The sequence below is a fragment of the Bacillus sp. AK124 genome (assembly GCF_053903085.1).
Genome location: NZ_CP096378.1, coordinates 3,863,858 through 3,877,177, shown reverse-complemented (window position 1 = coordinate 3,877,177; position 13,320 = coordinate 3,863,858). Strand labels below are relative to the sequence as shown.

15 protein-coding genes and 1 pseudogene are annotated in these 13,320 nt (G+C 42.3%); 4 read left to right on the top strand and 12 right to left on the bottom strand.

All coding sequences use genetic code 11. The features are described from left to right. Nucleotides 1–24: 24 nt before the first annotated feature. The 12 genes and pseudogenes from M1E06_RS19465 to M1E06_RS19410 all read right to left on the bottom strand — a co-directional run bounded on the left by M1E06_RS19465 (nt 25) and on the right by M1E06_RS19410 (nt 7,663). On the bottom strand, nt 25–471 hold the full coding sequence (locus M1E06_RS19465; RefSeq protein WP_035337243.1) for a hypothetical protein: 447 nt from the start codon (nt 469–471) through the stop codon (nt 25–27). A 20-nt stretch (nt 472–491) separates the two neighbouring features. Beyond that, nucleotides 492–1,172 carry a hypothetical protein gene (locus M1E06_RS19460; protein ID WP_020450135.1) on the bottom strand — a complete coding sequence of 227 codons (681 nt, stop codon included), beginning with the start codon at nt 1,170–1,172 and terminating at the stop codon, nt 492–494. A gap of 17 nt (nt 1,173–1,189) precedes the next feature. Then, the gene (locus tag M1E06_RS19455; protein WP_035337241.1) at nt 1,190–1,447 is read right to left on the bottom strand and encodes a hypothetical protein; all 258 of its coding nucleotides are present in this window, start codon (nt 1,445–1,447) and stop codon (nt 1,190–1,192) included. A 395-nt stretch (nt 1,448–1,842) separates the two neighbouring features. Then, the gene (locus M1E06_RS19450) at nt 1,843–2,115 is read right to left on the bottom strand and encodes a DUF4176 domain-containing protein (RefSeq protein ID WP_035337240.1); all 273 of its coding nucleotides are present in this window, start codon (nt 2,113–2,115) and stop codon (nt 1,843–1,845) included. A gap of 18 nt (nt 2,116–2,133) precedes the next feature. Beyond that, on the bottom strand, nt 2,134–2,808 hold the full coding sequence (locus tag M1E06_RS19445) for a hypothetical protein (RefSeq protein ID WP_035337238.1): 675 nt from the start codon (nt 2,806–2,808) through the stop codon (nt 2,134–2,136). 23 nt (nt 2,809–2,831) lie between these two features. Next, nucleotides 2,832–4,262 carry a T7SS effector LXG polymorphic toxin gene (locus M1E06_RS19440; protein ID WP_223254834.1) on the bottom strand — a complete coding sequence of 477 codons (1,431 nt, stop codon included), beginning with the start codon at nt 4,260–4,262 and terminating at the stop codon, nt 2,832–2,834. Between the two features lie 17 nt (nt 4,263–4,279). Next, a pseudogene (locus tag M1E06_RS19435) lies at nt 4,280–4,447 on the bottom strand (DUF5344 family protein); the annotation flags it as partial. Nucleotides 4,448–4,998: 551 nt separating this feature from the next. Further along, complete coding sequence (locus M1E06_RS19430; protein ID WP_020450141.1) at nt 4,999–5,298, bottom strand: DUF4176 domain-containing protein; 300 nt, start codon at nt 5,296–5,298, stop codon at nt 4,999–5,001. 11 nt (nt 5,299–5,309) lie between these two features. Beyond that, a complete protein-coding gene (locus tag M1E06_RS19425; protein ID WP_020450142.1) occupies nt 5,310–5,570 on the bottom strand; it encodes a hypothetical protein in 261 nt (86 codons plus the stop codon). Between the two features lie 11 nt (nt 5,571–5,581). Beyond that, nucleotides 5,582–6,970, bottom strand: coding sequence for a ribonuclease YeeF family protein (locus M1E06_RS19420; protein WP_230588623.1), 1,389 nt, complete (start codon nt 6,968–6,970; stop codon nt 5,582–5,584). Between the two features lie 17 nt (nt 6,971–6,987). After that, nucleotides 6,988–7,266 (bottom strand): YwqI/YxiC family protein, encoded by a 279-nt coding sequence (locus M1E06_RS19415; protein WP_020450144.1) that lies wholly within the window; start codon nt 7,264–7,266, stop codon nt 6,988–6,990. Nucleotides 7,267–7,279: 13 nt separating this feature from the next. Continuing rightward, nucleotides 7,280–7,663 carry a YwqH-like family protein gene (locus M1E06_RS19410; RefSeq protein ID WP_003178893.1) on the bottom strand — a complete coding sequence of 128 codons (384 nt, stop codon included), beginning with the start codon at nt 7,661–7,663 and terminating at the stop codon, nt 7,280–7,282. Nucleotides 7,664–8,172: 509 nt separating this feature from the next. On the opposite strand from M1E06_RS19410, the gene M1E06_RS19405 reads away from it, so the two are divergent. From M1E06_RS19405 to chvE, 4 genes are all read left to right on the top strand, one after another. Further along, nucleotides 8,173–9,162 (top strand): substrate-binding domain-containing protein, encoded by a 990-nt coding sequence (locus M1E06_RS19405; RefSeq protein WP_035337235.1) that lies wholly within the window; start codon nt 8,173–8,175, stop codon nt 9,160–9,162. Continuing rightward, nucleotides 9,155–10,918, top strand: a complete 1,764-nt coding sequence (locus M1E06_RS19400) for a cache domain-containing sensor histidine kinase (protein WP_302052749.1) — start codon at nt 9,155–9,157, stop codon at nt 10,916–10,918. The genes M1E06_RS19405 and M1E06_RS19400 overlap by 8 nt, the downstream gene beginning before the upstream one ends. After that, the gene (locus tag M1E06_RS19395; RefSeq protein ID WP_035337231.1) at nt 10,911–12,113 is read left to right on the top strand and encodes a response regulator transcription factor; all 1,203 of its coding nucleotides are present in this window, start codon (nt 10,911–10,913) and stop codon (nt 12,111–12,113) included. The genes M1E06_RS19400 and M1E06_RS19395 overlap by 8 nt, the downstream gene beginning before the upstream one ends. A 126-nt stretch (nt 12,114–12,239) precedes the next feature. Next, entirely contained in the window at nt 12,240–13,319 is a 1,080-nt protein-coding gene (gene chvE, locus M1E06_RS19390) for a multiple monosaccharide ABC transporter substrate-binding protein (protein WP_035337229.1), read from the top strand. Nucleotide 13,320 lies beyond the last annotated feature (1 nt).

Below are 13,320 nucleotides of genomic sequence, written 5' to 3'. Positions count from 1 at the left end.
TTTTTTTCTGCTAAAAAAAGCTTCTCATTCTTCGTCAGGCATTCTTTCCAAATAAGACCGGTTCAGCATTTGATTCGCCGCTTGATAAACAGTAAAAAAGCCGCCAGATATCACGGCAAACAAAATTGCAAACACGCCGGATTTCCAAGCGAGTGAGAGTTCGGGCATGAAAAACACGGATGTTCCCACAATCAGGATGCCGACGAAGTAGAAAGAGAGCATGAACGGTTTTCTGTATTTCTTCCAAAAGATTTTCGCGACGATGTTGCATCGGGGCGCGCTTTGATCTTTCTTCGGCTTATTTATGAACACATAAGTGATGAAGGCGAATAAAGAAATTGAAACGAACATAAAGCCGATGACGGCAAGCTTTTCCTTCCAGTTCATTGAAGGTTTGACAAGGCCGGTCAAAATAATGATTGCTGCAAGTAGGGAATAAACTGAGAGAATGATTTTATTTCTGCCTTTCAAACATGACCTCTCCTTGTGCCTTAAATCCTATGCTGTCTGATGATATCTTGATTCGCTTTGATGAAGAAGTATTTGTGGATGAATTTGACCCCCATCATAGAAAATAAACAAGCCATAAGCAGATAGACGGTACTCATCAACAAATAAACGGCAGACTCGGAAACTCGCAAAACGGCATGACTTATTACAAAACCGCCTGCCGGAACAGCTGCCAGGAGCATCCTTGTCGGAGCTGCTGTCTCCCTTTTGCCTTTTTTAGAATCAGGGAAAACAACCAAATAATACCGAATGATGAGGAAAATAACGGCGGCATAAATGAATAATGACAGACTGATCAGCGGTACATGAAAACCGATAGCAGAAACCATCATTTTTTGCGCTGTGATCAACTGGCAATATGACGTACCGCTGAATGATACGCCCATAAAGCGAACATATTGAAGGTGATGATGATATCCGGTCATGCTTTTGGTATTCATGATGATCATCCATATATTGATCAGGATAGCAACAGGAACAGCGGCGAATGTGAAAAAATCTACTTTGTTCACCAGCACAGGTAATATGCTTAAAATATCCAGCATCAACACGATAAAACACGCCATTCCCCATTTCGTTTCCCGGCTGATGGGAGCTGTCAAATGAGACTGAATATTGGTAGGTAAATCTTTGTATGCAACTGTTTCTTTTAATTTCAGCAAAACTTACTTTCCTCCGCTTATCCCTCTGAATTTTTATAATTCTGCATGTATTTTTTCAGCCAGACTTTTTTTCTGTAGATATGTAATAGGAGTGGAGGAACGAAAAAAAATAAGCTGATAACCGAAACAAATAAGGGAATTTCTGAAGGTGCTTTTGCTCCTACCGCCCATATCGTCATGATGACTAAAAAGATACCCCCTACAGGAAATAAAATAGAGAAGATGATCATTGCTTCGTTTATTTTTTTATATAGAAAATTTTTTTCGTTTTTCATAAAAAGCTCCCTTTCTTAGCACCTTGGAAACTATTAATGTCCAGGTAATTACAAGCAAAGGTCTACGCTTGTTGCTAACCACGTTCAGATTTCTTTCTTATTTTTATTAATGGGAAAAGCGATAAGGTAGTATCGAACCTTTCATAAAATTACAATCACTACCCTAATAAAGATGAATAAGATTATAACCAAGCAAAACGTAAACGAGTTCTGGGGATAATCTCAAAGATATACTCGAGCGAATCTTGATTTAGCATCTTTTTCACTTGCCTTTTCTTTCATTTCGGTAGAATTGAACACTCATATCCACGATAAGCGATGCTCATATAAAATTATTTTCAAATGCATACAACGATCCAAAAAGAAAGCGTCCCATGTATGAGACGCTTCCGTTTCTAATCGATGGCTGCTTCTTTTAAAACATGTTGAAATTCTCGTTCCTCTTCATCCTCATAACCTTCGAAAATCACTTTTTCAATGTCTGAATGGTTAAAAGCAAAAGTGTATTCTTGATTAATGTAGCCCTCGGGGTAAAAAACGCCGATATAGTCAAACATTTTCGGATCTTCGCTCACGACGATCTGTTTTCTTCCGTAAATCATTAATTTTTTTGTTCCGCCTTCTAGTAAGACGATTGAGCCAGAAGGCAGAAGCTTATTTTCAAGCATCGAAGAAGTTCTCCTTTCTTATTTTCCATTAAATATATGTTGATTGGCTTTAATGAAAAGGTATTGGTGAATGAATTTGACCCCCATATAAGAAAAAAAGCATGCTAAAAATAAATAAATATAACTCATAAACAAATTAACAATTGAATCTGAAAAGTGAAACATGAACTGTGCAATGATGTAGCCTAATCCCGGTCCTATTGTTAATAAATAGGTTCCCCATGAAGCGCTTCTTTTCTCTTTTTTGCTGCGTTTTGGTAAAACAATTACGTAGTATCGGATAAACCCAAGTGTAACAATGAAATAAGTAAGTAATGAAGCAATCATAAAAATAGGATTATACCCTAACACAGAATAAACATACTTTAGAGAGAGTATAAAATAACAAATCGAAGAAACAACTCCAGTTCCTCCTTTGTATAAACCAAAGTAAGTAGGACTGATCTTATCGAGTTTTGTAAACATCAAAATGATTGTCCATAAGTTGATAAATATCATAAAAGGTAATGCTATTATTGTGAACGTTTTTTCGCCATTTACAAAGAGAGGAATACCGCAAATTAAATCTAAAAGCACAACAATACAAAATAACATTGACCACTTATCTTGGGACGATGCTTCATCTGCAATTAAATGGCGTTTGATATCTCTAGGCAATTTTTTAAATGTCGTATCTGTATCCAATCTTAACAAGACGGTTTACCTCCCATGTGAAATTACTTAAACCACCCTGCAACTGTTTTTAATCCCGATTCTACAGAGTCTTTTGCCATATCCGTAATGCTTTTTTTGTCTTTTCCCCATTTTACGCCGCCTAGAAGTTCTGATACACCAATTGTCACAACCAGAGCTGCAGCTGCGCCGACTATCACAGGGGCCCCGACCGTTCCGATTACAAACGCGCTTGCAACAGCGCCAACTCCAATTGTTGCAGCACCTAATCCCACGTCTACTGCAGCATCCCCAACTATTTTTTCAGTGGAGACATTAGGGTCGTTTACATTATTCACTAAATCTTCTCCAGTGGTGATGGCTACGCCTGCCCAACCCAACTTGCTTTTCATTGCACCTTTAACTGCAGAAGAAGCCCTTGTATACTCAGCGATTTTCGGGTTGTTCCCCACTTTTAACTGTGATTTAGTCCAAGTTTCCGGGTAATTTTTTCCTTTGATTCCTATCGCTTGACCGTTCTGTACCTTGTATCCGCTTATCTTCCTGCCGCTATTGGTTTCTATGCCTTTTTCAATTTTAACCCCATCTTTAACAACATACTTCACATTCTTCCCAAAATCCGTCGCAGCAGTAGTCGTCCCATACAAACTTCCTGCACTAGCTACAGGATACGTCCAATCGATCTCAAATGGAAGGTCTTCTTTTGTTGTGTCGTCGATTTTGCCTTTTTCGTCTTTTTCGCTAAACCGCCCAAGCATCTTCTCCATCGGCGTTTCGCCGGGGTTTTGCAGGTCGTTTTGCAGGCCGCCGGGAGCTTGACTGATTGTTGAGTCATTTTGCGGCTTTAAAATTGAACCGCTTTTATATTCCGATATTTCAATCTTCGGCCCCGTATACATTTTCTCCAGCTGCTGGATGTACTGCTTCATCGTGTCAAGGTCTTCCTTCGCCGCTTTTAGCGCATTTGTCTGTTCGCGGTCGAAGGTGTGAAGCTTTTCGAGCGTCTCGCTGATTTGTCTTTGGGCTTTTTTGGCGTTTTCGTTGACGGCTGAATCGTCGAGGTCGGGCAGGTCGACGATGTGGCTGACAGTTGCCATCGTCTGATTGGCTTTTGACGTCAATCTGCCTGTCAGCGATTCAGCTTGACTGACGCCGTCATGGAGTTCGTTCTCAAGAAAGCTTTGCGAGATAAAGCCGTTTTGGTTCGGTTCAAGGGAATGAAGTGCGCTTTTCGTCTTTTCTAAAAGTCCTTTATAATCGGAAATAAAAGATTCATAAAAAAGAAGAAAAGTGGTGTGGCACTCTTCATAGAACGAGCGGATCGCTTCACCGCCCGCGCCTTTTAAGGCGTCGTCAAGGGAGGTGAGGCCTTTGACGCTTTGTTTGACTTTTGAAATCTCGTCAGTCTGGTTTTTTAATTCGGTCAGCGTTTTGTCTAGGCCGGTTTGAAAAGCCTGAACATCTAGAGTTTTCAATGCGTAGTCCCTTCCTTCTACTTGGCTTTGATCGATGACGACAGCTTTTTGTCGGCGTCTTTTATGGCGTTGACAGCCTGTTCGGTTTGCGCAATTTGTTTAGCTAGAGCTGATGCGTATGCTTTTGTCAGGCTTTTCAAATCTTTGTTCATGCTTTCGATTTTTTTGACGACGTCAAGGTTGTTTTTTGCCGCTGATATCTTTACCTAACGAATCAATATCATCATTTTTGGAAAACGATAAGGTAATGTAGCCATACTTAAAATCACAATCACGTAAATTAATAAAGACACGGTGATACATAAAAAGTTATAACAGAACAAAACGTAATTGGGTTCTTGTGATAATACAAGATAACAAAAAAACATACAACTCCAGTGGCTCCCATATGGCTCTGGTATTTGTACGATATTGCAGGTCATCTCAGCTTTTTTACGGCTAGTGAATATTGACGAGGATTTCTAGATGTAAAGCCACTTTTGATTTTAATTTTTATATAAAAGGCATTCCTGGAGAAAGGGATGTTTGTTAAACTAGTCTTTCATTATTTTATTCATAACAATGTAAATAATAAAAGTGAACCCAGTGGCTGAAAGAGTATTAAAACAAAACAAAAATAACTTCCCTTTCCACTCAACGGGTACCGCTAAAGTAGACACAGTAATGCAAAATATAAAAATAAAATAAATAATTAAGATAGCTTTATTTCTTCGCTTCTCTAAAAATTTAGACAAGTTTACACCTCATTATTGTCTAAAGACTCTTTTCTTTTCTCGTTTAACTTTTCTTGAATAATCTTCTCTTCGTCATTAATAAAACCTTTAAATAAAACTTCTTCAATCATATTTTGATTGAAAAATAGATTGAAATCTTCGGTTATATTTCCTTCCGGATAAGGCACTGAAACGTAATCAAATCTTTCCTTACTTGAAGATTGAATCTGGTGTCGACCATAAATCATTACTAGTTTTTCCACTTTTTTTAATTTGACTACGCTGCCGATCGGTAACCAGGAATACTCTTTTATGTTTTTCATCTGTTAAGCTCCTAACGATTACTTTTTTGTCTAACGAGATGAGGATGTTTTTTAAATAAAACTTTTTTTCTGTAAATAAGCAAACATATTGGCAATAACAAAAAAAACGTTGAGATCAATATTGTAAATTCAATAAAGGCTTGAAATGGGAGTTTGTTTTCTATAGTGATCCAAATTAAAGCTGAAAACATACACAACCATACAAACGGCCCAAAGATTGATGCAACAATAATAGCTGAATTCACTCTTTTAGCTAAAAAATCTTTATTCATCAAGACCCTCCTTATTCATCATCTAGTTTAGCACCAAATTTGAAAGACACGCCAACACCATCTGCTGCATAAATTTCATTTTGTAGGCCAAAGCTGCCTCCAATTCCTACACTACCTACAGATACACCTACACCAATATAGGGATCTATGTCAATACCAAACCATTCTTTTAATGGCTCATAACCTAACCAATTTAAAGGGGTGATGGTTAATTCAGCTTCGGCTACACTTGCTTCTCCTCCTAAAGAGGCACTATATTCAGATATATTTGCATCTAACTGAGCGTGACCGACTTTAGCTTCAAACGAAACTGGAAACTTTTCATGTCCAATTTCCATGTCTGCTAGATTACCTTCTGCACTAGCACCAATCATTTGACCAGCTAAAAGATATTTCGGTATGTTTTGATTTTTTGGAAAAGCAGCTTTTGATTCCAAATCAATTGCCTTAAATGAACTTTGGTGTTCAGGCTCCCCTTTGTCTCTAAATGCTTTATTTGTGTCGAATAGACTAAATCCAAAATTCGCTTTGATTTTTTTCTCATTTGTTTCAAAAGAACCTTGAACATTTCCAGTACCATAAAATCCTAAAAGTCCACTTTTATCAAAATCGAATGAAATGTCCTCATCTTGCGTATTTGAATTGTCTTTGACCTCTTCTGTATTTTCAGCACTTGTATTATTGGTGCTTTGATTAACCTTTTCCAACATTTTCTTCATTGGACTGTCTGTAAAATCATCCAGATTTTCGCTGTCGCTTAATTCACTTTTTAAAATTGAACCGCTTTTATATTCCGAGATTTCAATCTTCGGCCCCGTATACATCCTCTCCAGCTGCTGGATGTATTGCTTCATTGTGTCGAGGTCATCCCTCGCCGCTTTTAGCGCATTTGTCTGTTCGCGGTCAAAGGTATGAAGCTTTTCAAGCGTCTCGCTGATTTGTCTTTGGGCTTTTTTGGCGTTCTCGTTGACGGCTGAATCGTCGAGGTCGGGCAGGTCGACGATGTTTTTGACCGTTAGAATAGTCATATTGGCTTTTGACGTCAATCTGCCTGTCAGCGATTCGGCTTGACTGACGCCGTCATGGAGTTCGTTTTCAAGAAAGGTTTGCGAGATAAAGCCGTTTTGGTTCGGTTCAAGGGAATGAAGTGCGCTTTTCGTCTTTTCTAAAAGTCCTTTATAGTCGGAAATAAAAGATTCATAAAAAAGAAGAAAAGTGGTATGGCACTCTTCATAGAACGAGCGGATCGCTTCACCGCCCGCGCCTTTTAAGGCGTCGTCAAGGGAGGTGAGACCTTTGACGCTTTGTTTGACTTTTGAAATCTCGTCAGTCTGGTTTTTTAATTCGGTCAGCGTTTTGTCTAGGCCGGTTTGAAAAGCCTGAACATCTAGAGTTTTCAATGCGTAGTCCCTTCCTTCTACTTGGCTTTGATCGATGACGACAGCTTTTTGTCGGCGTCTTTTATAGCGTTGACAGCCTGTTCGGTTTGCGCAATTTGTTTGGCAAGAGCCGAAGCGTATGCTTTTGTCAGGCTTTTCAAATCTTTGTTCATGCTTTCGATTTTTTTGACGACGTCAAGGTTGTTTTTGCCGCTGATATCTGTCGGCACATTCGGTTTCACAGCTTGGGCTGAATGCTTCAGCTTCGAGAGCGCCTGTTTGACTTCGCCTGTTTTGACTTTGATTTCTTGACCCATCGTAATCACTCCTTTAGCGGCGGGCTTCTCTTTCTTCTTTTTCCAGTTTTTCAATTTTCGTTTTTAATGAGCTGATATCCTTACCTAGTGAATCAATGTCATCATTTAAGGAAGAGATTTTCTCTTTTAATTGTTTAAACACTTCATTTAACTGTTTTCCGCAAATATCATTGTAGGCCGTTTTCATATCGCTTCTGACGTTTTTAAAAGAATCAGCAAGGCTGCCCTGCCATGTTGTCGGCGACAGTTCGGGCTTTTTGATGCTGTCTTTTGAATCGTCAAATTCCTTTTTATCTGCTTCTAATTCAGTTTGGCAATTTTTCAGTTGTTCGAGCTGTTGTTTTTTGATGAGAAGTGTACCTTGCAGCCCGTATAAAACTGTTTTTTCCCAGATCATGTTACTGCCACCTCCCGGAAAATTTGATTCAAATGACCTGTTGGGATCCGTTCGTTAAAGGACCTTATTAATGTTACAACATGGTATAAATGAGTTGAATAGGAAAAATGTACCGTGATTAAAGAATCGAGTCGAGCGGCTAAGCAGGGAATTCCTTATTGTGACTGCGATTTTGCACTTTTCTCCATTTTCCTCCAAGGGCAAAAGACATGGTTCTTAGGGCTGTGTTTTTTATGATATTTATTTTTTGTTTCACAAACTTTAAGGTAATTTTAAGAAAGAGGCGATCTTGTCGAATACTAAACAGGGTTTTTCGAACAAAATGTCAAATAGATTAGATATTTCATATAAACAAGGGGGGAAATTGTCTGTTTGTGATGAAAAAAGGGGACGGGCGGAATTTCTGTCAGGATGCCTCAGCTGGATTCTAAGAAAAATATGCGGCTAAATATATACTTTATGATAGATTGTAAACGCTGTCTTGTCCTCTGACCAACAGGGGGATGAAGATGAAGAAGCTGTTAGTTGTTTATGCCGTGATGCTCTGTTTGTTTTTTCTGTATGTCTACGACTATTCCCGGGGCGATAAAACAGGATCTACAGAAGCAAGCAGAAGGCCGGCGGCCGGAAGTCTGTCCGAAAAATATGTGATGGTTACGTTTCAATCGGGAATCGAATATTGGAAGAGCGGCCTGAAAGGCTTTGAGGATGCCGCGCAGCTTTTCAACGTCTCTGTCGAGTATCGGGGGGCGGCCCATTATGATGTCCATGAGCAGACGACCGTCCTTGAGCAGGTGATTGCAAAAAAGCCGGCGGGGATCGCGCTTTCGGCAATAGATCCGAAAGCTTTAAACCTTGTCATCGACAAGGCGCACGAGCAGGGCATTCCGATCGTTTTATTCGATTCAGACGCTCCGCTCAGCAAAGCCTCTACATATGTCGGCACAAATAATATGGAAGCGGGTGCTGAGGCCGCAAGGCGAATGGCCGAGTTTTTAGATGGAAAGGGAGAGACCGCCATCATTACCCAGCCGCGTCAGTACAATCACCAGGAAAGGACGAAGGGCTTTGAACAAACGATCAAGCAAAAGTACCCGAACATGAAGGTCGCCGCGGTTTTGGACGGAAAAGGGGATGAGCTGACGTCGAAAAAAGAAGCGGCGAAGATTCTGGAAAAAAATCCGTCCATCAAAGGAATTTTCACGACAGAAGCCAATGGGGCGAGCGGTGTGGCCCGCGCTGTGAAGGCGGCGGGACTTGAAGGGGAAGTATGCATCATCGGCTTTGATAAAGACAAGAAAACGCTGGACGGCATCAAAAGCGGATCGATTTCCGCGACAATGGGTCAGGACACATGGCAAATGGGCTATTGGTCGCTGCACATGCTGTTTTTCTCAAATCACCATCTGAAGCATGAACGCCCGCTTCCGGCAGCGATCGATACAGGCATTACGATCATAACGAAAGAAAATGTGGCAGCCTATTATGCGAATGATTAAACGTTTGATTAACAATGCGCCGATCCGTCATAAGCTGATCAGCCTTCTCTTATTAATCAGCATGCTGCCGACGATCGGCCTCGGCATTTTATCGGGATGGGCCGTTGAAAATATTATTGAAAAACAGGTGATCGACCAAACGCTGCAGCTGATCGGCGAAGTGAACAAGACGGCTGAAGTATATGTCAGCCACATGCAAAACCTGACATATTTAATATCAATGAATGAAGAAATGGAAGCGTTTTTTAATCATGAAAAAGAGGATGGAGAGGCGGATTATAAGAGAAGGACGTTTTTGCAGGGCCTGACTTCTTTATATTCTGAAGCCGCAGGCATTCTCGTCGTCAATGATAAGGGTGAGATGATCAGCAATGAGATGTATGAACGCACGCCGACAGATTTGACAAAAGAACCGTGGTATCTGGCGGCTGTCGCTAATGAAGGAATTTTCAAGATGATCGGAAAGCCTGTCAATCGGAATATCAGAAGCCATGTGCATTACAGGGAAGACGAGGTCGTTTCTGCCGTCAGAGCTGTTATCGATCCTGAGACACAGCGTGTGAAAGGCGTTGTGCTCATCGATTTGAAGCTGCGCGTCCTCGCAGAAGCGACAAAAAATATCCGCTTGGGGAAAACGGGTTATTTGATGATCATGGATGAGAATGGCGGCAATATTTATGCACCGGAGACCTCAAAGCTGTTTCTGCCGAAAAAGTGGTTCAGTCAAGACCGGTCCGGCTATTTTTCGAAGCGGATTAAGGGAGAGGAGTATCAGTTCATTTATGAGACGTCTTCCTTTACGAACTGGACAACGGTCGGCGTTTTTAAAGCGGGTGAACCGGTATTCGAAGTGAAGGAAATCCACTTGTATGTGCTTTTGTTTTTACTGACGGCGGCGTTTCTCGGAATGTCCGCTTCCTATTATTTGTCCCATTCCATGTCGCGGCCGATTTTGAAGCTGAATGCTGTCATGAAAACGGCGGAAAGCGGGAATTTTTCAACATGTTATCAGGAGGAAAGGGAAGATGAAATCGGGCTATTGGGAAAAAGCTTCAATCGCCTGATGTTGAGAATCAGGGAGCTGATGTCGGTCACAGAAAGACAAGAGCGCCAAAAAAGGGAAGCTGAATTAAGGGCGCTGCAGGCACAGATCAACCCTCATTTTCTCTACAACACACTGGATACAATCAATTGGATGGCGAGGAAGAAAGGAGCGGAAGAGGTCAGCGGTCTCGTGCAGGCTTTATCCAAGCTGTTCCGCATCTCCTTGAGCAAAGGGAAAGATATCATTCCGCTGTCTGATGAATTTGCACATGTTGAAAACTATTTGAAAATCCAAAAAGCGCGGTACCGCGATAAATTAAACTACTCAATCGAAATGACCGGGCTTTGTGATGATCGCCTGATATTAAAGCTCGTGCTTCAGCCGATTGTCGAAAATGCGATTTATCATGGAATTAAAGAAAAAAAGGGGCAGGGGCATATTACGATCAAAGGCATGGAGGAAGACGGCTCGCTGATCATCAAAATTGAGGATGACGGAGCCGGAATGGATGAAGAGACGCTAAAGCAAATAACCGATCAATTCAAACACAGGGACGATACAGCGGGCTACGGCATGATCAACGTCCATGAACGGATCGCCCTTACATTTGGCGAGCCGTACGGTTTAACGGTTGAAAGCCGAAAAGGAGCCGGAACCGCCGTCACAATACGGCTTCCAATTTTAACAAAAGGGGGAACAAGCCTTGAGTGAATGTTGGCGCGTACTGATTGCCGATGATGAACCATGGATTCGGGAAGGAATACGGGATGCCGTCTCTTGGGAGCGCTATCAAATGTCGGTGTCAGCTGAAGCGGAGAATGGTGAAGAGGCATTTGAGCTCGCTCTCAAACACGGCATCGACTTATTGATTGTCGACTTGAATATGCCGATCGTCAACGGAATCACGCTGATGAAAAAGCTCCGCGGCGTCCTGCCGCAGTGCCGCTTTGTCATCGTGACGGGCTACGATCAGTTTGCATACGCGCAAGAAGCGATCCGGCTGAATGTCGATGATTATTTGTTAAAGCCGGTCGATCCCGCTCATCTGGAACAAGTGCTCGAAAAGATCAGCGTGTCGCTGGCAGCTGAAAAAAAGAAGCTCAGCGAGCAAAAGCTTGCCGAGCAGCATATTCAACAAAACCTCGGTCTTTTGAAAGAGCATGTTTTCAGAAGCTGGATCGAAGGCCGGGCAGACGAAGAAGACGTTTACCGGCAGCTCGAATGCCTTCGGCTGCCGGCCCGTTATCCTGAGACGCTCGGTGTCATCGCGGCCGGGCATGTATGGAACAAGCCGTCTGAAGCCGACAGTCTGAAAGAAAAAGTAGAACGCTTCTTTATCGATGAGCGGGATAAGGCTGTTTTTTTCGATGGAGACCGTCTGATCGCCGCCTGCCTGTGGCGTTCTGTTACAGAAGCTGAACAGCGGGCGCTTGCTGAGATGATCGAAGCTGAAATGCAGGCAGGCGCCGCCGTCTGCTTCGCGAAGCTTGCCGAAAACGGCCGCTCAGCTGCGCAATGCTATCAGCATTGCAGACAGCAAGTCTCGAAAGCATTTAATATCTTGCCGGTTGTCACGAGGGCCAAAGAATATATGAAAAAGCATTTCACTGAAAGGGAGTTTTCTTTAAAACAGACGGCGGATGCACTTCAAGTCTCGCCCGTCTATTTGAGCAGGATCATGAAGAAGGAGCTCGGCATCACATTTGTTCAGCTTTTGACAGAGATGCGCATGGACCAAGCGGTTCATCTATTAGAGACAACCCCGCTTTCGATTCATGATGTTGCCGAACAAACGGGCTATGATACACAGCACTATTTCAGCACGGTATTTAAAAAAACGAAGGGGGTATCCCCCAATCAGTACCGACGCATGTCGGGAATTGAACGAACAGGGAGAAAATTGTAATGTAAGCGCTTTATAAAAGTCTGATTTTTATAAAAATAGTTAATTAATTCAAAAGACGGACATTCGAAAGACATGGTACAGTTGGCATGATTCATGATGGGAGAAATCAAAAGGGGGATACCAAGCATGAAAAAATGCTGGCTGTTGATCACTGCAATGCTATTCTGTCTCATTGTTTCCGCCTGTTCGGGGAATCAGGCGAGCGGAGGGGGAGACAAAGGCTACGTCGGAATCTCAATGCCGACAAAGTCATCGGAACGCTGGGTGTATGACGGGAAATACATGGTGAAAGAGTTTGAAAAGCTCGGGTATAAAACGGATCTGCAGTATGCGGAAGATGTCGTTGAAAACCAAGTCTCACAAATCGAAAACATGATTACAAAAGGCGTCAATGTGCTCGTCATTGCTTCGATTGACGGGGAAGCGCTGACAGACGTCCTTGAAAAAGCAAATAAGCAGGATATTAAAGTCATTTCCTATGACAGGCTGCTTATGAACAGCAAACATGTCGACTATTATGCGACATTTGACAATCATAAAGTCGGTGAACTCCAAGGGAAATATATTGAAGAAAAGCTTGGCTTAAAAGACAAAAAAGGACCGTTCAACATCGAATTATTCGCGGGATCGCCTGACGACAACAACGCGCATTTCTTTTTTGACGGCGCCATGTCTGTTTTGAAGCCTTATATCGATTCGGGCAAGTTAAAGGTATTGAGCGGCCAGACTTCATTTGAGCAAGGCGCGACGCTCAGATGGGACGGCGCAACCGCGCAATCCCGGATGGACAATTTGCTGAGCGCGCATTATACAAAAGCGAAGCTTGATGCGGTGCTTTCACCGTATGACGGGATCAGCATCGGAATCATTTCCTCTTTAAAAGGCGCGGGCTACGGATCGGACAAGAAGCCGCTGCCGGTTATTACGGGACAGGATGCGGAGCTTGCTTCCGTGAATTCGATCATTAAAGGGGAGCAGACCTCAACCATTTTCAAAGATACGAGAGAGCTGGCGAAAAAAGCCGTTGAGATGGCGACATCCGTCTTAAAAGGCGAAAAGGCGGAAGTCAATGATACAAAGACGTATGACAACGGAGAGAAGGTCGTTCCGTCCTACCTGCTTGATCCGGTCGTCGTCGATAAAGAGAACTATAAAAAAGTGCTCGTTGACGGCGGTTACTATAAAGAATCGGAATTAGGGAAGTGAT